The sequence below is a fragment of the Streptomyces sp. NPDC059008 genome, from assembly GCF_042749045.1.
In the GTDB taxonomy this organism is placed as follows: Bacteria; Actinomycetota; Actinomycetes; order Streptomycetales; family Streptomycetaceae; genus Streptomyces.
In genome coordinates, this window is record NZ_JBHYJC010000052.1 from 24515 (window position 1) to 48980 (window position 24466).

At 70.0% G+C, this 24466-nt stretch carries 19 protein-coding genes, 2 tRNA genes and 1 pseudogene; 10 read left to right on the forward strand and 12 right to left on the reverse strand.

From position 1 onward, the window contains the following. The first annotated feature begins 203 nt into the window (after positions 1–203). The gene (locus ACFWZH_RS34440; protein ID WP_384440605.1) at positions 204–1385 is read left to right on the forward strand and encodes a hypothetical protein; all 1182 of its coding nucleotides are present in this window, start codon (positions 204–206) and stop codon (positions 1383–1385) included. Here ACFWZH_RS34440 and ACFWZH_RS34445 read toward each other — a convergent pair. Then, positions 1351–3972 carry a valine--tRNA ligase gene (locus ACFWZH_RS34445; RefSeq protein ID WP_384440559.1) on the reverse strand — a complete coding sequence of 874 codons (2622 nt, stop codon included), beginning with the start codon at positions 3970–3972 and terminating at the stop codon, positions 1351–1353. The two genes, ACFWZH_RS34440 and ACFWZH_RS34445, sit on opposite strands and share 35 nt — an antisense overlap. Before the next feature lie 161 nt (positions 3973–4133). Between ACFWZH_RS34445 and ACFWZH_RS34450 the strand changes: the two genes are divergently transcribed. Together ACFWZH_RS34450 and ACFWZH_RS34455 are read left to right on the forward strand one after the other, a co-directional pair. Further along, entirely contained in the window at positions 4134–5111 is a 978-nt protein-coding gene (locus ACFWZH_RS34450; RefSeq protein ID WP_384440562.1) for a hypothetical protein, read from the forward strand. 191 nt (positions 5112–5302) lie between these two features. Further along, complete coding sequence (locus ACFWZH_RS34455) at positions 5303–5611, forward strand: hypothetical protein (RefSeq protein WP_384440565.1); 309 nt, start codon at positions 5303–5305, stop codon at positions 5609–5611. Positions 5612–5674: 63 nt separating this feature from the next. On the opposite strand, the gene clpX is transcribed toward ACFWZH_RS34455, so the two are convergent. The 5 genes from clpX to ACFWZH_RS34480 form a co-directional block, all read right to left on the reverse strand. Further along, the gene (gene clpX, locus ACFWZH_RS34460; RefSeq protein ID WP_360942010.1) at positions 5675–6958 is read right to left on the reverse strand and encodes an ATP-dependent Clp protease ATP-binding subunit ClpX; all 1284 of its coding nucleotides are present in this window, start codon (positions 6956–6958) and stop codon (positions 5675–5677) included. Positions 6959–7138: 180 nt separating this feature from the next. Beyond that, positions 7139–7816 (reverse strand): ATP-dependent Clp protease proteolytic subunit, encoded by a 678-nt coding sequence (locus tag ACFWZH_RS34465; RefSeq protein ID WP_384440608.1) that lies wholly within the window; start codon positions 7814–7816, stop codon positions 7139–7141. A 65-nt stretch (positions 7817–7881) separates the two neighbouring features. After that, complete coding sequence (locus ACFWZH_RS34470) at positions 7882–8484, reverse strand: ATP-dependent Clp protease proteolytic subunit (protein ID WP_361315031.1); 603 nt, start codon at positions 8482–8484, stop codon at positions 7882–7884. Between the two features lie 295 nt (positions 8485–8779). Further along, positions 8780–10159 carry a trigger factor gene (gene tig, locus ACFWZH_RS34475; protein ID WP_384440570.1) on the reverse strand — a complete coding sequence of 460 codons (1380 nt, stop codon included), beginning with the start codon at positions 10157–10159 and terminating at the stop codon, positions 8780–8782. Between the two features lie 230 nt (positions 10160–10389). Continuing rightward, positions 10390–10466, reverse strand: a tRNA-Pro gene (locus tag ACFWZH_RS34480). Between the two features lie 159 nt (positions 10467–10625). Between ACFWZH_RS34480 and ACFWZH_RS34485 the strand changes: the two genes are divergently transcribed. Continuing rightward, positions 10626–10696, forward strand: a tRNA-Gly gene (locus ACFWZH_RS34485). Between the two features lie 214 nt (positions 10697–10910). After that, on the forward strand, positions 10911–11282 hold the full coding sequence (locus ACFWZH_RS34490; RefSeq protein ID WP_384440573.1) for an arsenate reductase family protein: 372 nt from the start codon (positions 10911–10913) through the stop codon (positions 11280–11282). A gap of 108 nt (positions 11283–11390) precedes the next feature. Here the strand turns inward: ACFWZH_RS34490 and ACFWZH_RS34495 are convergent, their stop codons facing one another. Beyond that, positions 11391–11585 carry a hypothetical protein gene (locus tag ACFWZH_RS34495; RefSeq protein WP_384440576.1) on the reverse strand — a complete coding sequence of 65 codons (195 nt, stop codon included), beginning with the start codon at positions 11583–11585 and terminating at the stop codon, positions 11391–11393. A 593-nt stretch (positions 11586–12178) separates the two neighbouring features. Between ACFWZH_RS34495 and ACFWZH_RS34500 the strand changes: the two genes are divergently transcribed. Then, complete coding sequence (locus ACFWZH_RS34500; RefSeq protein ID WP_384440578.1) at positions 12179–13348, forward strand: acyltransferase family protein; 1170 nt, start codon at positions 12179–12181, stop codon at positions 13346–13348. On the opposite strand, the pseudogene ACFWZH_RS34505 reads toward ACFWZH_RS34500, so the two are convergent. Both ACFWZH_RS34505 and ACFWZH_RS34510 read right to left on the reverse strand, forming a co-directional pair. After that, positions 13338–14211: pseudogene (locus ACFWZH_RS34505) on the reverse strand (ABC transporter ATP-binding protein). The gene ACFWZH_RS34500 and the pseudogene ACFWZH_RS34505 sit on opposite strands and share 11 nt — an antisense overlap. A 153-nt stretch (positions 14212–14364) precedes the next feature. Continuing rightward, entirely contained in the window at positions 14365–15510 is a 1146-nt protein-coding gene (locus tag ACFWZH_RS34510; protein ID WP_384440581.1) for a PP2C family protein-serine/threonine phosphatase, read from the reverse strand. 127 nt (positions 15511–15637) lie between these two features. Here ACFWZH_RS34510 and ACFWZH_RS34515 point away from each other — a divergent pair, with 127 nt between their 5' ends. Next, positions 15638–16864, forward strand: coding sequence for a GNAT family N-acetyltransferase (locus tag ACFWZH_RS34515; RefSeq protein WP_384440584.1), 1227 nt, complete (start codon positions 15638–15640; stop codon positions 16862–16864). A 333-nt stretch (positions 16865–17197) separates the two neighbouring features. On the opposite strand, the gene ACFWZH_RS34520 is transcribed toward ACFWZH_RS34515, so the two are convergent. Continuing rightward, complete coding sequence (locus tag ACFWZH_RS34520; RefSeq protein ID WP_384440587.1) at positions 17198–18019, reverse strand: Fpg/Nei family DNA glycosylase; 822 nt, start codon at positions 18017–18019, stop codon at positions 17198–17200. A gap of 71 nt (positions 18020–18090) precedes the next feature. Beyond that, a complete protein-coding gene (locus ACFWZH_RS34525) occupies positions 18091–18576 on the reverse strand; it encodes a ribose-5-phosphate isomerase (RefSeq protein WP_384440590.1) in 486 nt (161 codons plus the stop codon). A 213-nt stretch (positions 18577–18789) separates the two neighbouring features. Here ACFWZH_RS34525 and ACFWZH_RS34530 point away from each other — a divergent pair, with 213 nt between their 5' ends. Continuing rightward, positions 18790–20259, forward strand: a complete 1470-nt coding sequence (locus ACFWZH_RS34530) for an amino acid permease (RefSeq protein WP_384440593.1) — start codon at positions 18790–18792, stop codon at positions 20257–20259. Positions 20260–20339: 80 nt separating this feature from the next. On the opposite strand, the gene ACFWZH_RS34535 is transcribed toward ACFWZH_RS34530, so the two are convergent. Next, on the reverse strand, positions 20340–20936 hold the full coding sequence (locus ACFWZH_RS34535) for a biotin transporter BioY (protein WP_384440596.1): 597 nt from the start codon (positions 20934–20936) through the stop codon (positions 20340–20342). Positions 20937–21269: 333 nt separating this feature from the next. On the opposite strand from ACFWZH_RS34535, the gene ACFWZH_RS34540 reads away from it, so the two are divergent. Together ACFWZH_RS34540 and ACFWZH_RS34545 are read left to right on the forward strand one after the other, a co-directional pair. Then, positions 21270–22682, forward strand: a complete 1413-nt coding sequence (locus ACFWZH_RS34540; RefSeq protein ID WP_384440599.1) for an amino acid permease — start codon at positions 21270–21272, stop codon at positions 22680–22682. A 293-nt stretch (positions 22683–22975) separates the two neighbouring features. Continuing rightward, complete coding sequence (locus ACFWZH_RS34545) at positions 22976–24412, forward strand: amino acid permease (protein WP_384440602.1); 1437 nt, start codon at positions 22976–22978, stop codon at positions 24410–24412. Positions 24413–24466: the final 54 nt, after the last annotated feature.

Here is a 24466-nt window from a genome sequence, read left to right on the forward strand (position 1 = left end):
ATGAGAGGGCCATGAGAGCGCCATGAGAGCCGCCCGCACCCGTTCCGGATCAGCCGCCGGGACAACTTTCCGCCGCATTTCCCCCTCTTCGACGGCGGGCCGCGGCCACCGGTCACCACCGGACGGCGCGCTCCCCGGCGGCAGGCAGCAGGCAGCGGCGGGAAGCGGGAGCTGAGGGAAGAGTGCCGGCAATCAGTCAGCGGATGCATCTGGTGCTGCTCGGCGCCTGGACGGTGCTGTGGTTCGCCGTCGTCGAGCCGCACGGCGGATTCTCCTGGCACTACCTGCGCACCGGCGGTGAACTGATCTACCAGGGCACCTCGGGCGACGGCACCGGCGGGCTCAACCTCTACGCGCACCACCCCGAGCTCCAGATGGGCCCGCTCAGCTTTCTGACCGCCGGCCTGTTCAACCCCTTCCCCGAGGCCACCGGCCAGTTCCTCGCCGCGGCCCTGATGTCGCTGCTCGGCCTGGTGATCGTGGTGCTGGCGGGCCGCAGCGCCGCCCACCACTTCCTGGGCACCGGCACCAACCACCAGCGGCTGCGGCAGCGCGTACTGATAGCCGGGCTGGCCTTCATCCCCATGTGGATCGAGGTCGCGGTCCGCTTCGGACACCTCGACGACGTCCTCGCGCTGTTCTTCACCGCCCTCGCGGTACGCGCCGTCACCCGCGGCGACGCCGCCCTCACCGGCGTCTTCCTGGCCCTGGCGATGGACTCCAAGCCCACCGCGCTGGCCTTCCTGCCGCTTCTGCTCGCCCTGCCGAGGCGGCAGTGGCTGCGGGCCGGCCTGTGGTGCGCCGGGCTGGTCGCCCTGGCCTGGCTGCCGTTCTTCGTCGGCGATCCGCAGTCGTTCGCCGCGGCGAAGTTCGCCATCCCCAACCATCCGGCGTCCGCCCTGCGCTGGCTGGGCGTCGGCGACCCGGAGACCCCCGGCTGGGACCGCCCCGCGCAGGCCGCCCTGGGCCTGACGCTGGGCGCCATAGCGGTCTGGCGCGGCCGCTGGGCCGCGGTGGTCCTGCTGGGCGCCAACGCCCGCATCGCCCTCGACCCCAGCGTCTACACGTACTACACCGCGTCGGTGCTGCTCGGCACCCTGCTCTGGGACGTCATCGGCCAGCGCCGCCTGGTCCCCTGGTGGAGCTGGCTGGGCCTGCTCGCCCTCTACGGCAGCGTCTTCGCCGTGCCCGACGACTCCGCCCGCGGGCTGATCCGGCTGGCGTTCGTGGCCGTCTCGACGGCCTATGTGCTGCTGTGGCCGGTACGCGAACGCGGGCGCCGGGGGCGGGGACGGCGCAGGCCCCCCGCCCGTTGGGACGAGGGGCCTGCGACGAGCCTGGGAACCGGCGCTACGCCTTCGGCAGAGCCTCCAGCTGGGCGGTGATCCGGACGATGTCCGCCTCCGCGGCCTGAAGCCGGCCGCGGATCTTGTCCACGACCTTCTCCGGCGCCTTGGCGAGGAACGCCTCGTTGCCGAGCTTGGCGGTGGCCTGCGCCTTCTCCTTCTCGGCGGCGGCCAGGTCCTTCGTCAGCCGCTTGCGCTCCGCCTCGACGTCGATCGCGCCGGACAGGTCCAGCGCGACCGTCGCGCCCGCGACCGGCAGCGAGGCGGTGGCGCTGAAGTCCGCACCGGCCGGCTGCAGCCGCAGCAGCGAGCGCATCGCGGCCTCGTGCGCCGCCAGCGCCGTACCGGACAGGTCCAGCTGCGCGGGGACCTTCTGACCGGGCTGCAGGCCCTGGTCGGAGCGGAACCGGCGGACCTCGGTCACGACCTGCTGGACCAGGCCGATCTCCCGCTCGGCCGCCGCGTCCCGGAAGCCCGAGTCCGCCGGCCACTCGGCGACGACGACCGACTCCCGGCCGGTCAGCGTCGTCCACAGGGTCTCGGTGACGAACGGCACGACCGGGTGCAGCAGGCGCAGCGTGACGTCCAGGACCTCGCCCAGGACCCGGCGCGAGGCGTCGGCGGCCGGGCCGCCCGCCATGAACGTGGTCTTGGACAGCTCGACGTACCAGTCGAAGACCTCGTCCCACGCGAAGTGGAAGAGGGCGTCCGACAGCTTCGCGAACTGGTAGTCCTCGTAGTAGGCGTCGACCTCGGCGATGACCTCGTTCAGCCGGGACAGGATCCACCGGTCGGTCGCCGACAGCTGCTCGGCGGGCGGCAGTTCGCCCTCGACCGTCGCGCCGTTCATCAGCGCGAACCGCGTGGCGTTCCAGATCTTGTTGGCGAAGTTGCGGGAGCCCTGGACCCAGTCCTCACCGATCGGCACGTCGACACCGGGGTTGGCCCCGCGGGCGAGCGTGAACCGGACGGCGTCCGACCCGTACTTGTCCATCCAGTCCAGGGGGTTGACCGCGTTCCCGAAGGACTTGGACATCTTCTTGCCGAACTGGTCACGGACCATGCCGTGCAGCGCGATGGTGTGGAACGGCGGGGTGCCGTCCATCGCGTACAGCCCGAACATCATCATCCGCGCGACCCAGAAGAACAGGATGTCGTAGCCGGTGACCAGCACGGAGTTCGGGTAGAACTTCTCGACGCTCGGGGTCTGCTCGGGCCAGCCCAGCGTGGAGAACGGCCACAGGCCCGACGAGAACCAGGTGTCCAGGACGTCGGTGTCCTGGTGCCACCCCTCGCCGCTCGGCGGCTCCTCGTCCGGTCCGACGCAGACGACCTCGCCCTGCGGCCCGTACCAGACCGGGATGCGGTGGCCCCACCACAGCTGCCGCGAGATGCACCAGTCGTGGAGGTTGTCCACCCAGCCGAAGTAGCGCGACTCCATCTCCTTGGGGTGGATCGCGACCTTGCCGTCCCGCACCGCGTCGCCCGCGGCCTTCGCCAGCGGGCCGACCTTGACCCACCACTGCATCGACAGCCGCGGCTCGATGGTGGTCTTGCAGCGCGAGCAGTGCCCGACGGAGTGCGTGTACGGACGCTTCTCGGCGACGATCCGGCCCTCGGCGCGCAGGGCACCGACGATGGTGCTGCGGGCCTCCAGGCGGTCCAGCCCCTGGAACGGGCCGTGCGCGGTGATGACCGCGTGCTCGTCCATGACGGCCAGGCTCGGCAGGCCGTGCCGCTGGCCGATCTCGAAGTCGTTGGGGTCGTGCGCCGGCGTGACCTTCACCGCGCCCGTGCCGAACTCCGGGTCGACGTGCTCGTCTGCGACGACCGGGATCCGGCGGCCGGTCAGCGGCAACTCGATCTCGGTACCGACGAGATGGGCGTAGCGCTCGTCCTCCGGGTGGACGGCGACGGCGGTGTCGCCCAGCATCGTCTCGGCACGCGTGGTGGCGACGACGATCGACGCGTCACCCTCGCCGTACCGGATCGACACCAGCTCGCCGTCGTCGTCCTGGTACTCCACCTCGATGTCCGAGATGGCGGTCAGACAGCGCGGGCACCAGTTGATGATCCGCTCGGCGCGGTAGATCAGCTCGTCCTCGTAGAGGCGCTTGAAGATCGTCTGGACGGCCCTGGACAGCCCCTCGTCCATCGTGAACCGCTCGCGCGACCAGGCGACGCCGTCGCCCAGGCGCCGCATCTGGCCCGAGATCTGTCCACCGGACTCGCTCTTCCACTGCCAGACGCGCTCGACGAACGCCTCGCGCCCCAGGTCGTGCCGCGACACGCCCTCCTTGGCGAGTTCCCGCTCGACGACGTTCTGGGTAGCGATACCGGCGTGGTCCATGCCCGGCTGCCAGAGCGTCTCGTACCCCTGCATCCGCTTGCGGCGCGTGAGCGCGTCGATGAGCGTGTGCTCGAAGGCGTGCCCCAGGTGGAGGCTGCCGGTGACGTTCGGCGGCGGAATGACGATGGTGTACGGCGGCTTGTCGCTCTTCTCGTCCGCCTCGAAGTAACCCCGCTCTACCCAGCGCTCGTACAGCGGCCCCTCTACATCGGCCGGCGTGTACTGAGTCGGCAGTTCGGGGTCGCTGTGGTTGCTCTGCTGAGTGTTCTCGGTCACGACGGACAGTGTACGGGCGCGGATGTAGCAGCTTCGAATCGGTTTCGCCCCCGGGGCAACGCTTGTCAGCGGCGTCGTACAGGATGTCGGCAGCGCATAAACATCGCAGAACTTCACACGCAGAACTCAACTGTCTTCAGTTGTCACGAGGGGAACGCTCCATGAGCTACAACCAGCCGCCTCCCGGCCCGTACGGGCAGCAGCCCCAGCAGCCCGGCCCGTACGGCCAGCCGCAGCAGCCGCCGGCCCCGCAGCCCGGTTACGGCTACCCGCAGCAGGGCGGCCAGGTGCCCCCGCAGCAGGGCTACGGCTACCCCCAGCAAGGCGGCCAGGTGCCCCCGCAGCAGGGCTACGGCTACCCCCAGCAGCCCGCCCAGCCCGGCTACGGCCAGCAGGCCCCCTACGGCGGCCAGCAGACCCCCTACGGAGTGATCCCCCAGGGCCCCGAGGAGACCGGCGGCGGCAACGGCAAGAAGATCGGCCTGATCGTCGGCGCGGTCGCGGTCGTCGCCGCGATCGGCGTCGGCGCGTACTTCGTCTTCGGCTCGGGCGGGGATGTGAAGCCCTACACGATCTCGATGCCGGAGAAGCTGCTGAACGGGGAGTTCAGCAAGAAGACCGGCAACGTCCCCGGTGCCAGTGGCGCGACCGCTCCCAAGGACGTGTCCAACGACAAGGACGCCAAGGCCATGGGGATCACCGAGGCCAAGATCGTCAACGGTGACTACGTCAACACCAGCAAAATCCCCATGTCCCTGAGGGCGACCTACGGAAAGGTCGCCGACCCGGCGGGCGCCATCGACGCGGCGTTCGCCAAGCAGGACGAGATGTTCAAGAAGAACATGAAGTCCGAAGGAGGCAAGGTCGAAACCGTCGAGGGGCCGGAGAGCTACTCACCGGACGACTTCGACGGTGCCGTGATGAAGTGCAAGTCGCTGAAGTTCTCCTTCTCCCAGGGCAACCTGACCGTGTCCTTCAACGCCAACATGTGCGTCTGGGGGGACAACAGTGCGATCGGCACAGTCACGATGGCCGACTCCATCAGCCCCGACGGACAGGTCACCGCACATGCCCCCGGCCTTGAGGACCTGGCCGACAAGACCGCCAAGATCCGCAACGAGGTCCGCAAGGAGAAGTAACCGCCCGGCCCCGCACCCCGAGGCACCAAGGCGCTCGACGAGACCCCTCGTTGGGCGCCTTTTCGGTTGGCAGTAGGCGATCCGGCACATCCCGCATACCTTTGGCCAAAACCTCATACATCCCGCGCGCACAACTTCCCCCGCTGCTAGCTTGCCCTCGACCGCAAGATCAACAACGAGGGGGACGTGTTATGCGCAACTCCATACGCCGCCTGGCCGCGGCGACCGGAGTCCTGGTGGCGGCGGGTGCGCTGCCGATCGTGGCAACGGCACCGGCCCACGCCACCACCAAGCAGTGCACCTCATTCATCGCCGAAGGCGGATACACGGTGGAGGCGAAGGTCCGTAACGCGTGCAAGATGACCGGGGAGGGTGGCTTCATCACACGGCACACCAACATCCCCTATTGCCAGATCGCCCTGACCGCGCTCAGCGTCAAGCCGGCGATCGCCGAGAGGGCATGCACCCTCGGCGCCGAGGGGCCCTCGACTCGCCGGTAACCACGCAGAGCCGCCCGGCAGCTTCTCCAGCTGCCGGGCGGCTCTCTTCGTGTGTGTCGCGCGCTACGCGCTCTTCTCCTGGGGCTCACCCGAGTCGCCTCGGGTACGCGGGACCAGGGTCGGGTTCACGTTCGAGTGAACGACGTCCTCGGTGATGACGACGCGGGCGACGTCCTTGCGGGACGGGATCTCGTACATCACCGCCTGGAGGACCTCCTCCATGATGGCGCGCAGACCGCGGGCGCCGGTGCCGCGCAGGATCGCCTGGTCGGCGATGGCCTCCAGGGCCGGGCGGTCGAAGTCGAGCTCGACGCCGTCGAGTTCGAAGAGGCGCTTGTACTGCTTGACGAGCGCGTTGCGCGGCTCGACGAGGATCTGGAGCAGGGCCTCGCGGTCGAGGTTGTGCACGGAGGTCAGAACGGGGAGGCGGCCGATGAACTCCGGGATCATCCCGAACTTCACCAGGTCCTCCGGCATGACGTCCTGGAGCTGGTCCTTGGACTCGATCTCGCGCTTGGAGCGGATCGTGGCGCCGAAGCCGATGCCCTTGGCGCCGGACCGGGCCTCGATGATCTTCTCCAGGCCGGCGAAGGCACCGCCGACGATGAAGAGGACGTTCGTGGTGTCGATCTGGATGAATTCCTGGTGGGGGTGCTTGCGGCCGCCCTGGGGCGGAACGGAGGCGGTGGTGCCCTCCAGGATCTTCAGCAGCGCCTGCTGGACGCCCTCGCCGGAGACGTCCCGCGTGATCGACGGGTTTTCGCTCTTCCGGGCGACCTTGTCGATCTCGTCGATGTAGATGATGCCGGTCTCGGCCTTCTTGATGTCGAAGTCCGCGGCCTGGATCAGCTTGAGGAGGATGTTCTCGACGTCCTCACCGACGTAGCCGGCCTCCGTCAGGGCCGTGGCGTCGGCGAACGCGAAGGGGACGTTCAGCATCCGGGCGAGGGTCTGCGCGAGCAGGGTCTTGCCGGAGCCGGTCGGGCCGAGCAGCAGGATGTTGGACTTGGCCAGCTCGATGCCCTCGTCGCCGCGGCCGGGGCCGTTCTCGCCCGCCTGCACCCGCTTGTAGTGGTTGTAGACGGCGACCGAGAGCGCCTTCTTCGCGGGCTCCTGGCCGACGACGTAGCCGTTCAGGAACTCGTAGATCTCCCGGGGCTTGGGGAGCTCCTCCCACCGCACCTCGGAGGTCTCGGCGAGCTCCTCCTCGATGATTTCGTTGCAGAGGTCGATGCACTCGTCGCAGATGTACACACCAGGTCCCGCGATGAGCTTCTTCACCTGCTTCTGGCTCTTTCCACAGAATGAGCACTTGAGCAGGTCGCCGCCGTCACCGATGCGTGCCACGAGGTGCTTCCCCTTCGCCTGGGATCCGCATTGTTCCGCGGACCCGGGTGCTTGCCTATCGACGGTACCTTGCCGGGCCCCCCGTACGGGCCCCCCTTGGACCGACTCGGTTCACTCGATCCCGTACCGGTCCAAGGGGGCAACGCTCCGGCTCACTTCGCGAAGATCGCGAGCAGATCCCTAACCGATCGAGACGGACGACTTGCGCGTCGAGACGATCTGGTCGACCAGACCGTACGCCAGGGACTCCTCGGCGGTCAGAATCTTGTCACGCTCGATATCGTCACGGATCTTCTCGATCGGCGTGGAGGAGTGCTTGGCCAGCAGGTCCTCCAGCTGCGAGCGCATCCGCAGGATCTCGTTGGCGGCGATCTCCAGGTCGGAGACCTGACCGCGGCCGGTCTCGCTGTAGGGCTGGTGGATCAGCACCCGGGCGTTCGGCAGCGCCATCCGCTTGCCGGGGGTGCCGGCCGCGAGCAGCACGGCCGCGGCGGAGGCCGCCTGGCCCATGCAGACCGTCTGGATGTCCGGCTTCACGAACTGCATCGTGTCGTAGATGGCCGTGAGCGCCGTGAAGGAGCCACCGGGGCTGTTGATGTAGATCGAGATGTCGCGGTCGGGGTCCATCGACTCCAGGCACAGCAGCTGCGCCATGACGTCGTTCGCCGAGGCGTCGTCGATCTGCACGCCGAGGAAGATCACGCGCTCCTCGAACAGCTTGGCGTACGGGTCGTACTCGCGCACGCCCTGCGACGTGCGCTCGACGAAGCGCGGGACGATGTAGCGGGACTCCGCGCGCGGGCCGGAGAACTCGGCCTCCGGGCGCTGGTAGAGGCCGCTGCCGGGGAAGTTGTTCATCGTGGTGTTCACCATCCTGGTGGCGATCAAGTGGGCTGGGGTGGCTGGGGCGAGTGCTACGGGGCTCAGGCCCCGGTGCCGCCCCCGCCCGGAACGCCGGCGGCGGAGGTCATCACATCGTCGATCAGGCCGTACTCCTTGGCCTCGTCGGCGGAGAACCAGCGGTCGCGGTCCGAGTCCTGGGTGATCCGCTCGACGGTCTGGCCGGTGTGGAAGGCCGTCAGCTCCGCCATCCGCTTCTTGGTGTGCAGCAGCCGCTCGGCGTGGATCTTGATGTCCGACGCGGAGCCGGCAAGACCGGCGGAGGGCTGGTGGATGAGGATCTCGGCGTTCGGCAGCGCGAAGCGCTTGCCCGGGGTGCCGGCACTCAGCAGGAACTGTCCCATGGAGGCGGCGAGGCCCATCGCGATCGTCACCACGTCGTTCTTGATGTACTGCATGGTGTCGTAGATCGCCAAGCCGGCCGAGATCGAGCCGCCCGGGGAGTTGATGTAGAGGAAGATGTCCTTGTCCGGGTCCGCGGCGAGGAGAAGCAGCTGCGCGGTGATCTTGTTGGCGATGTCGTCGTCGACCGGCTGGCCGAGGAAGATGATCCGCTCGCCGAGCAGCCGGTTGTAGACCTGGTCGCCGAGGCCACCGATGGTCGGCTCAGCGGCGGCGGAAGGCATCGGGATCGTCACGTGTCCACCTGCTCGTTGTCGGACGGCCGGGGCCGTCTCAGCGTCGTCTTCTGGGGCGCGGGGATCGGCGCCGTGTATGCCCCCGGCGCTGTTTCGGAGACTCCCCTGCCCTCGTATCTACGGACCCTAACGCGCAGGTCGGACAACGCCATCCCGCATCGATAACTGTTCGCTGTGAGCGCAGGCTGACCGGCCGGTATGACGTACGGGCCCGAACACGCAGACGTGCGTGTTCGGGCCCGTACATTTCAGTCGTTCAACCAAGCCGCGAGGCGGCCGGGGCTCAGGCCTCGGACTTCTCGTCGGTGCCCTCGGCCTCGGCGACGACGGTCTCGGCGACCTCGGCCTCGTCCTCGTCCTCCAGGTCGATGACCTCGCCGTTGGTGTCCTTGACCGTGGCGGCCTCGACGACGACCGCGAGGGCCTTGCCGCGGGCGACCTCACCGACGAGCATCGGCACCTGGCCGCCCTCGACGACGGCCTGGGCGAACTGGTCGGGGGACATGCCGGAGGACTGCGCGCGGCGCATGAGGTGCTCGGTGAGCTCCTCCTGGCTGACGTTCAGCTTCTCCTTGTTGACCAGCTCGTCGAGGATGAACTGGGTCTTGATGCCCTTCTCCGCCTGCTCCTTGGTCTCGGCGTCGAACTCTTCCTCGCTCTTGCCCTGGATCTCCAGGTACTTCGCGAGGTCGAGACCCATCTGGGCGAGCTGGTGGTTGACCAGGTTGTGCTTGCGGGTGTTGATCTCGTCCTCGAGAAGCTTCTCGGGCATCGGGACCTCGACCAGCTTCAGGAGCTCGTCGAGCACCTTCTCCTGGGCCTGGGTGGCCTGGTCGTACTTCTTCATCTGCTCGAGGCGCTTGCGGCTGTCCGCCTTGAGCTCCGCAAGGGTGTCGAACTCGCTGGCCAGCTGCGCGAAGTCGTCGTCCAGCTCGGGCAGTTCGCGGGACTTGACCTCGGTGACCTCGACCTTGACCTCGGCCTCCTTGCCCTGGGCGGAGCCGCCCTTGAGCTCGGAGGTGAAGGTGGCGCTGCCGCCGGCCTCCACGCCCTTGACCGCGTCGTCGATGCCGTCGAGCAGCTCACCGGAGCCGACGGTGTACGTGACGCCCTCGGCGACACCGTCCTCCAGGACCTCGCCGTCGACCTTGGCCTCGAGGTTGACCGTCAGCACGTCGCCGTCCTGGGCGGCACGCTCGACCGGGGAGGTCGAGGCGAAACGCTCACGCAGCTGCTCGACGGACTTGTCGACGTCCTCGTCCGACACCTCGACGGCGTCGACCTCGACCTCGATGCCGGAGTAGTCCGGGATCTCCAGGGCCGGGCGGATGTCGACCTCGGCGGTGAAGGCCAGCAGCTCGCCGTCCTTCAGCTCGGTGATGTCGACCTCGGGCTGGCCGAGGACGTTCAGCTCACCCTCGTTGACCGCCTCGGTGTAGAACTTCGGGAGCGCGTCGTTGACGGCCTCCTCCAGCACGGCGCCACGACCGAACCGCTGGTCGATGACGCGGGCCGGGATCTTGCCCTGGCGGAAGCCCTTCACCGTGACCTGCTGGTTGATCTTCTTGTACGCCGCGTCGAGGCTGGGCTTGAGCTCCTCGAAGGGCACCTCGACAGTGAGCCGAACCCGAGTCGGGTTCAGGGTCTCCACGGCGCTCTTCACGGTTCGGTCTCCTTGGGGCTGACTTCTGGGGTTCTGCTTGAGATCTACCGGATACCGGCTGCCCGGGCCCGGCCGATCACGCCCGGTACACAGACACACGGGCACGCAGCTTGCATAGTAACCGCTAGGAGGATGACGCCCACAACGTGATCTTGCACGCCCCGCCGATCTCGCGGGTGCCCCGGTGGGCCGGGGGCTGCGCCCGGCCAGTGCTGCCGGGCTTGACCTGCTGGTCGGGGTGGCCGGATTCGAACCGACGACCTTCCGCTCCCAAAGCGGACGCGCTACCAAGCTGCGCCACACCCCGTCGGTGCGACACGTAGGGTACATGGCCGCGGACAGAACGGCTGCCAGATATCGCCGTGACCGGTGGGGACGGGGTACGGGCGGGCAGAGGGGTGTGCGGCGCACCGCCGCGACCCGCTAGGATGCACTGCGTGCCGAGGTCTGGTGACCGGCGGTGCTTGCGGGCGTAGCTCAATGGTAGAGCCCTAGTCTTCCAAACTAGCTACGCGGGTTCGATTCCCGTCGCCCGCTCTTCCATGGGAGAACCCCGGGCCGGACGGCTCGGGGTTCTCCGCATTTCCGGCAGGCCGGCTCTCGGCAGATCGGCTCCCGCCGTTCGGCTCCCCTCCCCGCTCGGCCCCCGCGCCACGCGGCGGCCTCCCCCGTCCGTGGATTCCCGTACGTGGATTCCCGTACGTGTGCGCCCCTCTTCGCTCCGGGCGCGCGGATCAATAAAGTGGCGGGCATGGAGATCTGGCTCAATCCCGCGTGTTCCAAGTGCCGTTCCGCCGTGCAGATCCTGGACGACGAGGGCGCTCAGTACACCGTGCGCAAGTACCTGGAGGACCCGCCGGACGCGGGCGAACTCCGCGCTGTGCTGGCACGGCTGGGCCTGGAGCCCTGGGACATCACCCGGACCCAGGAGGCCGAGGCGAAGGAGCTGGGGCTCAAGGAGTGGGAGCGCACCGACGCCGCGCGCGAGCGGTGGATCGCGGCTCTGGCGGCGCACCCCCGGCTGATCCAGCGGCCGATCATCACTGCGGACGACGGCTCGGCGCTCGTGGGGCGCACTGAGGAGGCCGTGCGCGAGGTGGTGGCGCGGACCGGCGACGCATAGCCCGTACGACTGGACCTGGCCGCGGTGCGCGTGGCCGGGCCTTGTGCGGCGGCCGGCTCAGGGGCCGGCGGACACCCGGATCGGCCGGACCTGGAACGCGATCCGGGCCTAGAACGTGATGTGGTTGATGGTGTCCGCCAGGGAGTTGAAGAACCGGTTGATGGACGGCGCCATGCCGGTGGAGGCGAGGAAGAAGCCGAAGAGCACGGCGACGATCGCCGGACCCGCCTTGATCGACTTTCCTCTGATCAGCACGATCAGGATGATCCCCAACAGCAGCACAACTGACAGCGAAAGAGCCACAACTGATCACACCCTTGGTCGGAACGCCTCACCCGCCCGGGAGCATGCCGCGCACACCCCCCGGCACCCATCGTGCCACCAACTCCATGCCCACTGCAGGCCGGTGACGAATCATCGGCCAACGCTTTGCCCGGTTCCTGCCATCCGTGGCCGCGGGGCGGCAAGGGGGCGTCCGGCGGGTGACGGCGGCATGACCGGCGGGCGCCCGCCGCGGCGCGGTCCAGCACTTACGGAATTCGCCCGGACGGGGCCGCGACGGTAATTCACCCAAGTCATTCTGATCATTTTCTTCGCACTCGGACCGGCTAATTTCACTTATTCGTGGCGTCCGTCACGCCGTATGGTATGCGGAGGCATGTGACCGGCGTCACGGGACATAACGCCCGGGAAGTGGACATTCCTTCTGCGTCGTTCGCAGGGGATATCGCCCCTTTTGGGGGTATGAAGTGCGGCAAATCGGCCGGAAAACGGGAGGATCCGCCCCGTAGATTGCTGGTTTTATCCATGCGCTATCCGTGACGGCACCCAGTGCAATTGGGGAATGGCTCGCATGCGGTTTTACGCATTCGCCGAGCGCCGCTATCGTGCCTCAAATGTTTCCCGCTGCCCCGACACCTCGACGCGAACTCCCCGCTGCCCGGGAGGCGTCGGGTACGGACCGGACGGAGCCCTCGGCACAGGCGACCGGTGTGCCGGAGGACACAGCGGCCTCCAAGCCGAAGAGCGGGGCGCGCACCGCGTTCTTCGACAACGCCAAGTACCTGGCCATCGTGCTGGTGGCGATGGGCCATGCGTGGGAACCGCTGACCGACGGCAGCCGGGCCGCCGAGGCGCTCTACATGACCGTCTACACCTTCCACATGCCGGCCTTCATCATCATCTCCGGTTACTTCTCGCGCAGCTTCGACATGCGCAAGGACCGGCTGCAGCGCCTGGTCACCGGGGTGGCCGTGCCCTACGTCCTCTTCGAGACCGCCTACGCCTTCTTCAAGCGCTGGGCGGACGACGATCCCGGGCACCCCATCAGCCTGCTCGATCCGTGGTTCCTGACCTGGTTCCTGGTGGCGCTGTTCGTCTGGCGGCTGACCACTCCGCTGTGGAAGATCGTGCGCTGGCCGATCCCGCTGGCGGTGGCCATCGCCGTCCTCGCGTCCGTGTCGCCGGACATCGGCGATGATCTGGACCTCCAGCGGGTGCTGCAGTTCCTGCCCTTCTTCGTCCTGGGGCTGTCGCTGCGGGCAGAGCACTTCGCGCTGGTGCAGCGGCGGGCGGTGCGGATCGCCTCCGTGCCGATCTTCGCTGCCGCGCTGGTGATGGCCTACTGGGCGGCGCCCCGGATGTCCTCGGCGTGGTTCTACCACCGCGACAGCGCACAGGAGCTGGGCACTACCTGGTGGATCGGCGCGGTGATGACGCCCGCCCTCTTCGGCTGCTCGATCGTGCTCACGGCCTGCTTCTTCTCCTGGGTGCCGACGCGCCGGACGTGGTTCACGGTGCTGGGCGCCGGGACGCTGTACGGCTATCTGCTGCACGGCTTCCTGGCGAAGGGCTCGCGCTTCTGGGGCTGGTTCGACGACTACGCCTGGCTGCACACGCCGCCCGGCGAGATCGCGGTCACGTTGATCGCGGCGGCCATCGTCACGGCACTGTGCACACCCCCCGTCCGCAGGGTCTTCCGCTTCGCGATGGAGCCGACGATGGCCTGGGCGTTCCGCAAGGACCCGGCCGACACGGCCCGGGCCCGGGAGGGCGTCAGCGCCTGAGGGCGTCCGCCATGGCCGGCGCCGAGCCCGGCGGCCCTGCCGGGACCGGGGCCGGCGCCCCCTCCGGGCGAGGCGGCGACTGCCGGCCGCGGGCCGTCACACCGGCCATGCGGGCGGCTATGTCCTCGGAAGCGGCACCCCGCAGCCGATCGGCGAGCGCGCCCGAGGCGAGGATCAGAACGTCGTCGGCCCAGGACGCGGCGACCGGGTCGTGGGTGACCATCACCACAGTCGTGCCGAGGGCGTCGACGGCATGCCGCAGCAGGGCGAGCACCTCGGCGGCAGTGCCGGTGTCCAGGGCGCCGGTCGGCTCGTCGGCGAAGATCACATCGGGGTTGGTGACCAGGGCGCGGGCTATCGCGACCCGCTGCTGCTGGCCTCCGGAGAGCTGGCCGGGGCGACGGCCCGCATACTCGCCCAGTCCGACCCGGGCCAGCACCTCCGCCGCCCGCCGGCGGTCCGGGCGCCGGCCGGCCAGCCGCATCGGCAGCAGGACGTTCTGCTCGACGGTCAGGGCCGGCAGCAGATTGAACGACTGGAAGACGAAGCCCAGACGGCTGCGGCGCAAGACCGTGAGGCGGTTCTCACTCATACGGCTGATCTCTGTGCCCGCCAGGCGAACGGAGCCGGCGGTGGGGCGGTCCAGGCCCGCCGCGCACTGCAGGAAGGTCGACTTGCCGGAGCCCGAAGGGCCCATGACGGCGGTGAAGGAACCGTGCGGCAGCGACAGATCGATGCCGCGCAGGGCCTGGACGGCGCCGGCTCCCCGGCCGTACTGACGGCGCACCCCCCCGCAGTTCTACGGCGTAACCGCCCGCCGCCTCGGCACCCCGTGCCGCTTGTCGCCCGCCGCGCAACCCCATGTCCCGCGCCCCCCGTCTCGTCCGGCCCGGCCCCGTCACGGCCGGTCTCTGCTCCTTCAACGTACGGATCCGGACCCCGCCGCGGACATGAGGAAGACCGCACAAAAAGACTGGGGAAAACCCCACCCCCGGCCGGCCGCAGTCGGCGCGCGGCTACGCGTCCCGGCAGATCAGCAGCAGCGCCCGGTCGTCGTTGACGTCCTTGGCGACGGCCTCGATCAGATGCCAGGCGGCGCCCGCGAAGCCGCTGGCGACGTAGCGGTCGGCCTCGCCGGTCAGGCGGTCGATGCCCTCGGCGATATCGCGGTCGGCGGCCTCCACCAGGCCGTCGGTGAACAGCATCAGCACATCACCGGGCCGCAGCGTCCCCTTGATCGGGTCGAACTGGGCGCCGTCGTAGACGCCGAGCAGCGGCCCCTCGCCGGGCTTCTCCTCCCAGCGGCCGCTGCCCGCGCTGAGCTGGAGGGCCGGCAGATGGCCCGCGGAGAGGAGTTCGTAGTCGCCGGATTCCAGGTCGAGGACGAGGTGGATGGAGGTCGCGAAGCCCTCGTCCCAGTCCTGGCGCAGCAGGTAGCCGTTGGCGGCGGGCAGGAAGCCGTGCGGCGGGAGGGAGCCCAGCAGGCCGCCGAAGGCGCCGGACAGCAGCAGCGCGCGGGAGGCGGCGTCCATGCCCTTGCCGGAGACATCGGTGAGCACCACTTCGAGGATGTTGCCGCCGTGGGTGCGGGAGGCGACGACGAAGTCCCCGGAGAAGGACTGGCCGCCGGCCGGGCGCAGCGCCATTTCGTGGTGCCAGCCCTTGGGCAGCCGGGGCAGCTTGCTCTGTACTCGGATGCGTTCGCGCAGGTCGAAGAGCATGGTGCCGCCGCGCCGCCAGGGCACCCCGACCCGGCTGCGGAACTGCGCGATCAGCAGTCCGAAGAACCCGACCGCGGCGACGACCAGCACCGTGCCCGGGGTGATCCGGTCCGGTCCTTCGTCATACGGGCCGAACAGCGCGGACTCGACGACCAGGGCGGCCGCGGAGGCGCCGTACAGCACGAGGAGGTTCGCCGGCCGCAGCAGCAGACCGCCGGCGATCACCGGCAGGACCAGGGCGGTCGGGGCGATCCATTCGGGGTGCCAGAGCGTGCCCGCGGCGATGGCGGGGATGGCGATCAGCAGGGCGACCAGTGCGAACCGGTCGGAGCCCTCACCGCGGAAGTAGTCGACCCCGGCTTTGCGTACGCCGACGCGGGCCCGGTGCAGGCCTTTGTGCACCCGGGCCGTCAGGGTTTCCGTTCCCGGGCCGCTTGTCATCGCTCTGGGACCTTATCCACCCGTTCGGCGGCGCGTCGATTCGCCGCACGTCACCCCGGCCAATTGCAGGGAAACGGCGTTCGAAATGCGGTCGCGCGACCGGAGAGCGTCCTGCTAGGGATGGTCCATGACGACGGATCTTCGGGTACTGCGGAATGCCGAGTGGGACGTCTGGTCCGACGCGTTGAACGCGGCCTTCGGGGAGCTGCCGTCGCCGGAGGAGCTCGCCCTGCGGCGCGAACTGACCGAGGTCGAGCGCTCGCTCGCCGTCTGGGACGGGCAGCGGTGCGTCGGCACGGCGGGAGCGATCTCGTTCGGGCTCACGGTGCCGGGCGGGGCCGAGGTGCCGGCGGCCGGGGTCACGATGGTCAGTGTGCAGCCGACGCACCGCCGGCGCGGGGTGCTGCGCTCGATGATGCGCCGGCAGCTGGCGGACGTCCGCGGACGCGGTGAGCCGTTGGCGGTGCTGACCGCCTCGGAGCCGGCGATCTACGGGCGCTTCGGCTACGGAGCGGCGGCCCAGGACATGCGGCTGGCAGTCGACACCCAACGGCTGCCGGCGCCCGAGCTGCCCGGGGTGGACGGCGTACGGCTGCGGCTGGCGGATCCGGTGGCGGCGCTGGCCGACTGCGAGCGGGTCTACGCCGAGCTGGTGCCGGCCCGCCCCGGAATGCTGACCCGCCCACCGGGCTGGGAGAAGGTCACCGTGCTCGACGTGCCCGGCAAGCAGCCGGGGGTCGCGACGCTGCAGTGTGTGCTGGCCGAGGTGGACGGCGAGGTGCGGGGCTATGCGCGCTACGCCCTCAAACCGCGGTGGGACGACGCGGGTCCGTGCGGGACGGTGCTCGTACGGCACGTCGAGGCGCTGGACCCGGTGGTGTACGCGGCGCTGTGGCGCTATCTGTTCGGGATCGACCTGTCGTCGTCGGTGTCGGTGGCCACCCGGCCGGTGGACGACGCGCTGCTGCATCTGGTGCCGGACCAGCGGCGCTGCGGGATCGGGCTGCGCGAGTCGCTGTTCGTCCGGCCGGTGGAGGTGGGCGCGGCGCTGGCGGCGCGGACGTACCGGACACCGGTGGACGTGGTGCTGGAGGTCGCGGACCCGTTCTGCCCGTGGAACGAGGGGCGGTGGCGGCTGTCCGGTGACGCGAAGGGCGCGAGCTGTGCGCGGACGGCGGACGCGGCCGATCTGGCGCTGTCCGTGCGGGAGCTGGGCTCCGCCTATCTGGGCGGGTTCACGCTCTCGTCGCTGGCCGCGGCGGGGCGGGTGCGCGAGCTGCGGCCGGGTGCGCTGGGTGCGGCCTCGGTGGCGTTCGGCTCGGATGTGGCGCCCTGGTTGCCGTACGGGTTCTAGGGACTGCCGGGGCGGGCCTAGGGGGTGGGCGAACAGATCCCGTAGGGGATGGGAGGGCCCCCTGCGGGGCCACAACGCGGGGGTGGCGGACGATATTCCGGGAGGGGGAAAGGTATACCCCCCGGGGGACGGTATTCCGGGTGGCGGACGGTATGCCCGGGGCCCGGACGATTTACCGGGGGGGCCGAACGGCAACCCCGAGGCCGGACGGCATTCCGGGCGATCAGCGCCACCCGTAGCCGGCTGGCAGGCCCGGCGATCAGCACCCACCCGTAGCCGGCTGGCAGGCCCGGCGATCAGCGCCCACCCGTAGCCGGCTTGCAGGCCCGGCGGTCAGCGCCCGCCCGTAGCCGGCTGGCAGGCCGGGCACCAGAAGAGGTTGCGGGCGGCGAGGTCGGCGGTGCGGATCTCGGTGCCGCAGATGTGGCAGTCCTGGTTCGCGCGGCGGTAGACGTAGACCTCGCCGCCGTGGTCGTCGACCCGCGGCGGGCGGCCCATGGCCTCGGGCAGGTGCTCGGGGCGCACGGTGTCGATCCGGTTGTGGCGGACGCCCTCGGCCATCAGGAACACCAGGTCGGCCCAGATGGCGTCCCATGCGGCGCGGCCGAGGTCGCGGCCCGGGAGGTAGGGGTCGATGCCGTGCCGGAAGAGGACCTCGGCGCGGTAGACGTTGCCGACCCCCGCGATGATCTTCTGGTCGAGCAGCAGCGCCGCGATGGTCGTACGGCTGCGGGAGATCCGCTGCCAGGCGCGGGTGCCGTCGTCGTCGGGGCGCAGCGGGTCGGGGCCGAGGCGGTCGTGTATCGCCTGCTTCTCGGCGTCGGTGATCAGTGCGCAGGTCGTGGGGCCGCGCAGGTCCGCGTGTGCGGTGGGGCCCGCCAGGCGCAGCCGCACGGTGTCGGTGGGCGGCGGGGCGGGCACGCCGCCGAAGCCGAGCTTGCCGAACAGGCCGAGGTGGACGTGGATCCAGCGGTCCGGGCCGAAGCCGAGGAAGAGGTGCTTGCCGTGCGCTTCGGTGCGCTCGAGCACCTGGTTGTCGACGAGGGCCGCGCCGTCCGTGAACTTGCCCTGCGGGCTGGTCGCCCGGACCGTCCGCCCCACGAAGCGCTCGGCGTAGTCCGCTGCCAGGCGGTGGATGGTGTGGCCCTCGGGCATGCGTGGTCTCCAGTGGGCGCGCCCGCCCGCCCCGGCGCTCGGGGTGGGCGGGCGACGGCGGTGTGCGGTGGTCAGCCCTGCGGGTGGTGGGCCGGGATGGCGGGGAGTTCGCCGGTGGTCTCGTAGGCCGAGAGCATGTCGATGCGGCGGGTGTGCCGCTCCTCGCCCGAGTAGGGGGTGCCCAGGAAGACCTCGATGAACTTGGTCGCCTCTTCCTCGGTGTGCATCCGGCCGCCGACGGAGATGACGTTGGCGTTGTTGTGCTCGCGGCCGAGCCGGGCGGTCTCCTCGCTCCAGGCCAGCGCGGCCCGTACGCCCTTGACCTTGTTGGCGGCGATCTGCTCGCCGTTGCCGGAGCCGCCGATCACGATGCCGAGGCTGTCCGGGTCGGCGGCGGTCTTCTCCGCGGCGCGGAGGCAGAACGGCGGGTAGTCGTCCTGGGCGTCGTAGATGTGGGGACCGCAGTCGACGGGCTCGTGGCCGTGGGCCTTGAGCCACTCGACGAGGTGGTTCTTGAGTTCAAAACCTGCATGGTCGGAGCCGAGATACACGCGCATGGCATGAGTGTGACATGGGACTCGGCGGGTAGGCGTCGCCGGGTCTTTGTGCGGCGGTGCGGACGGAATCGCCAGTGGACCTTGTGTACGTATGCATTGCGCGCAACCTTCCAGTGTTTCATGCAACGATCCAGCGTCAGGCCTTCCAATCCACGGGTTAGCGAAGATCTAATGCTGTGGTTCCAATCCGTGAACCACACAAGGACGGTGCACATGGGCGCGCACCCTCACCCCGGCTCTCAGGGAGCAGGGGGAACCCCCACCGCCACGAAGGTCCCCACCACCGGCGAACCCGGCGGCGGACCGACCGGGGGGCAGTCGCAGGACGGGCTGCAGGCAGGACTGAAGAACCGCCATCTGTCGATGATCGCGATCGGCGGGGTCATCGGCGCCGGCCTGTTCGTGGGCTCCGGCGCGGGTATCGCCGCCGCCGGGCCGGGCATCCTGCTGTCGTACGCGCTGACCGGGCTGCTGGTCGTGCTGGTGATGCGGATGCTGGGCGAGATGGCCGCGGCCTCCCCCACATCCGGGTCGTTCTCCGCCTACGCGGACCGGGCGCTGGGCCGCTGGGCCGGCTTCACGATCGGCTGGCTGTACTGGTTCTTCTGGTCGGTGGTGCTGGCCGTCGAGGCGACCGCCGCGGCCGCGATCCTCACCGGCTGGGTCCCGTCCGTCCCGCAATGGGCCTGGGCGCTGATCGTGATGGTCGTGCTGACCGGCACCAACCTGATCTCGGTGGGCTCGTTCGGTGAGTTCGAGTTCTGGTTCGCCGGGATCAAGGTCGTCGCGATCGTCGTCTTCATCGTGGTCGGCGCGCTGGCGATATTCGGGCTGCCGCCGGGCGATCACGCCGTGGGCATGTCGAATCTGACCGGGCACGGCGGCTTCCTGCCGAACGGTCCCGGCGCGATCCTCTCCGGCATGCTGCTGGTGGTCTTCTCCTTCATGGGCAGCGAGATCGTCACGCTGGCGGCCAGCGAGTCGCCGAACCCGGTGCTGGCCGTCCGCAAGGCCGTCAACAGCGTCATCTGGCGGATCGCGCTCTTCTACATCGGCTCGATCACGGTGATCGTGACGCTGCTGCCGTGGAACGACCCGGCGGTGCTCAAGAGCCCGTACGTGGCGGTGCTGAAGTCGCTGGACATTCCGTACGCGGGCACGGTCATGGACATCGTGGTGCTCACCGCGGTGCTGTCCTGTCTGAACTCCGGGCTCTACACGGCCTCCCGGATGGCGTACTCGCTCGGTGAGCGCGGCGACGCGCCCAAGTCGTTCAAGAAGGTCAACAAGGGCGGGGTGCCGGCGGTCGCGATCTGGGCGTCGGTCGCCTTCGGCTTCATCGCGACGATCTTCAGCTACACCTCGAAGGACACGGTCTTCCAGTTCCTGCTGAACTCGTCGGGCGCGGTGGCGCTCTTCGTGTGGCTGGTCATCTGCTTCTCGAAGCTGCGGATGCGCCGGATCATCGAGCGGGAGACACCGGAGCGGCTGACGGTGCGGATGTGGCTGTACCCGTGGCTGACGTACGCGACGATCGGGCTGATCGTCTTCGTCGTCGGCTACATGTTCTACGACCCGGACGGGCGGGAGCAGATGATCCTGTCGGTGGTCGCGGCCGCGGTGGTGCTGGTGATCGGGCTGGTGCTGGAGCGCCGGCGGACGCGGACGACCGCCGGGAAGTAGGCGCCACGCACGACGGGCCGGGCCCCGCAGTCACCGTTCGGTGAGTGCGGGGCCCGGCCCGTCGGTGCGTGTACGGCGCGTCAGCCGCGGCGGCCCGCCAGCTTCCAGGCGGTCGGCAGCGCGCCCATCGCCAGCGCCGCCTTGAGGGCGTCGCCGATCAGGAACGGCACCAGGCCGGCCGCGGCGGCCTGGCCCAGGGACATGCCGGTGCTCAGCGCGAGGTAGGGCACGCCCACGGCGTAGATCACCGCGGTGCCCGCGGCCATGGTGGCGGCGGTGCGCAGCACGCCGCGGTCGCCGCCGCGGCGGGCCAGCGCGCCGACCAGGCCGGCGGCGAGCAGCATGCCGGCGATGTAGCCGAAGGTGGCACCGCCGGCGCCGGAGGCACCGCCGGCGAACCACGGCAGGCCCGCGATGCCCGCCAGGGCGTAGAGCGCGAGCGAGAGCAGGCCGCGGCCCGCGCCGAGCGAGGCGCCGACCAGGAGGGCGGCGAAGGTCTGGCCGGTGACCGGGACCGGGGAGCCGGGGACCGGGACGGCGATCTGCGCCGCGATGCCGGTGAGCGCGGCGCCGCCGACCACCAGCGCGGCGTCGCGGACGCGGGCGCGGGAGGCGGTGGCGGCGGGCAGCAGGTCGGCGAGGACCGTGCCGGGGCGAACGAGGGCGGCAGTGCTCATCGGGGCTCCGCGGGGTGTGAGGGGTCGGGACGGGACGGGACGCGATGACGTTAGTCCAGGCGGCCGGTGGCGATCATCGTGTGGCGGTGACAAAGCCGTACCGGCCGGCTTGGAGAGTTCCGAACAACCGCCACAATGCCCGGCCCTGCGGGGGCGTGTGACGTCTTTGCAGGTCACGTGATGCTCATCACGAACCCGGCCGTCGCAGGGCGCCGGTTTTGTGGTAGCGCGCGGGGTGCGGGGAGACTGGGGCCCGCCCCGCGGTGACCTGTGGAGTTCCCCCAAACCTCCGGCGGCCCCGCCGCCCCGCCCCCCTGTGAGAGTTACGAGCCGATGCACGACACACCGACCACCGCCGGGCAGTCCCCGCTCGTCGAGGGCGCCGGCGAGAAGGAGCCGCTGTCCACGGGGCTCAAGCAGCGCCACCTGACGATGCTGGGCCTGGGCGGGGTGATCGGCGCGGGCCTGTTCGTGGGCTCCGGCGCGGGGATCGCGGTGGCCGGGCCGGGGATCGTGCTGTCGTACCTGATCGCGGGCGCGCTGGCGATGCTGGTCATGCGGATGCTCGGTGAGATGTCGGCGGCGATGCCGGCCTCCGGTGCGTTCTCCGTGCACGCGGAGCGGGCGCTGGGCCGCTGGGCCGGTTTCAGCGTCGGCTGGCTGTACTGGTTCCTGCTGGTGGTGGTGCTGGCCGTGGAGGCCACCGGCGCGGCGCAGATCGCCCATGGCTGGGTGCCGGCGGTGCCGCAGTGGGGCTGGGTGCTGATCTTCATGGTGGTCTTCACGGTGGCCAACCTGGCGGCGGTGAAGAACTTCGGGGAGTTCGAGTTCTGGTTCGCGACGCTGAAGGTCACCGCGATCGTGCTGTTCCTGGTGCTGGGGCTGCTGGCGGTCTTCGGGGTGCTGCCGGACACCGAGCCGGTCGGGACGGCGAACCTCACCGGGCACGGCGGGTTCCTGCCCCACGGCTGGGGCGGGGTGGTCTCCGGGGTGCTGGCCGTGGTGTTCGCCTTCGGCGGGCTGGAGGTCGTCACCATCGCCGCGGCCGAGTCGGACGATCCGGCGCGGGCGGTGGGCCGGGCGGTGCGCAGCGCGGTGTGGCGGATCCTGTTCTTCTACGTCGGCTCGATGCTGGTCATCGTGGCCCTGCTGCCGTGGTCGTCGATGCGGCCGGGCCAGAGCCCCTACGTCGCGGTGCTGGAGCGCGTCGGGGTACCGGGCGCGGGCCAGATCATGAACATCGTGGTGTTCGTGGCGCTGCTCTCGGCGCTGAACGCCAATCTCTACGGCTCGTCGCGGATGGTGTTCTCGCTGGCCGAGCGGGGTGAGGCGCCACGGGCGCTGCTGAAGGTGTCCGGCGGAGGGGTGCCGCGCCGGGCCGTACTGGCCTCGGTGGCCTTCGGGTTCGTCTCCGTTCTGCTGAATCTGAAGTGGCCGGACTCGGTCTTCCTCTACATGCTCAACGCGGTCGGCGCGGTGCTGCTGTTCGTCTGGGGCCTGATCGCCGTCTCCCAGCTGCGGCTGCGTCCGCGCATCGAACGCGAGGCGCCCGAGAAGCTGACCCTGCGGATGTGGGCGTTTCCGTATCTGACCTGGGCGGCGCTGCTGGCGATGGCCGGTGTGATCGTGCTGATGCTGACCGACGACACCGCCCGTCCGCAGCTGCTGTGGTCGGCCGGGGCGACCGCCGCGGTGCTGCTGGTGGCGGGCGTACGGGAGCTGAGGGGCCGTCGTCCGCGACGCTGAGCCGCGCCGGGCGGCCGTGCGGCTCCGAGACGGACGTCACACGGCGTGGCAATCGACGACTCGTCAGGCACGCACGGTGACGATCGTGTCTGAATACCGAACATTCGCTGCACGACTGTTGCCCTGAGCGGACACCGGCACTCAGACTGAGCCCGCTTTGCCGAGGATCCCGGAGTTGCGCCATCGGCAGCCCTTGCGCGACCCGATGCCCCGGCGGCACCGTCGCACCGGTCGCGGCTTCGGGACACCGCGGTTCGCCTTGCTCCGCTCTCACCTACTGGGACAGGTACGACATGAATCGGACACCCTCGTCCGCCTCCCCCGCGCAGACCAGCGCGACGGAGGGCGCCGGCCCCGATAGTGGCTCCGCGCTGTCCAACGGCCTCAAGCAGCGCCATCTGTCGATGATCGCCCTGGGCGGCGTGATCGGCGCGGGCCTGTTCGTCGGCTCCCGCGAGGGCATCGCGGCGGCCGGCCCCTCGATCGTGCTGGCCTACGCGGTCTCCGGCGCCCTGGTCATGCTGGTCATGCGGATGCTCGGCGAGATGGCCGCGGCCAATCCGGCCTCCGGCTCCTTCTCCGTGCACGCCGAGCGCTCCATCGGCTCCTGGGCCGGATTCACGGTGGGCTGGATGTTCACCGCGCTGCTGTGTGTGGCGGTGGCCGCCGAGGCGCTGGGCGCCGCGGACGTGATGCACCAGTGGTTCCCCAGCAGCGAGCCCTGGATGTGGGTCCTGCTGTTCATGGTGATCTTCACCGGTACGAACCTGGCCGCGGTCTCCAACTTCGGCGAGTTCGAGTTCTGGTTCGCCGCCCTGAAGGTCGCCGCGATCGCCGCCTTCCTCATCCTGGGCGTGCTCGCCATCTGCGGTGTGCTCCCCGGCACCCAGGCGCCGGGCGCCACCCACCTCACCGGTGACGGCGGCTTCCTGCCCAAGGGCGTCGACGGCCTGATGGTGGGTCTGCTGGCGTCGGTGTTCGCCTACGGCGGCCTGGAGACGGTGACCATCGCGGCCGCCGAGTCCAAGGACCCGGTGCGCGGTGTCGCACGCGCGGTGCGCACCGCGATGTGGCGGATCGCCCTGTTCTACGTCGGCTCGATGGCGGTCATCGTCACGGTCATCCCCTGGAGCGCCCCCTCGATCGCCAAGAGCGGCCCGTACGTGGCGGTCCTGGACTACCTCAAGATCCCCGCGGCCGGCCAGGTGATGAACGTCGTCATCCTGATCGCCCTGCTCTCCGCGGTGAACGCCAACATCTACGGCGCCTCGCGGATGGCGTACTCGCTGATCTCCCGCGGCCAGGGCCCGGCCTTCCTGGGCAAGGTCAGCGGCGGCGTCCCGCGCCGCACCGTGCTGCTGTGCTCCGCCTTCGGCTTCCTCGCGGTGCTCTTCAGCTTCTGGTGGCCGACCACGGTCTTCCAGTGGCTGCTGAACATGGTCGGCGCGGCGGTCCTGGTGGTGTGGGGCTTCATCGCGGTCGCCCAGCTGCGGATGCGGCGGCGGCTGGAGCGCGAGGCTCCGGAGAAGCTCGTGGTGAAGATGTGGGCCTTCCCGGTGCTGACGTGGGTGGCGCTGGCGGGCATCGTCGCGGTGCTGCTGCTGATGCTGCGCGACGAGAACCAGCGCATCCAGCTGCTGTTCACCGGCGGCTTCGGTGCGGTACTCGCGGTGATCGGGCTGCTGCGGCAGCAGGCCCTCGGCAAGGACACCGAGACGGCCGGCCGTTAGCACCCACGCGGCACCCCCGTAGGCGGGGCGGGACCTCCTTCCGAGGTCCCGCCC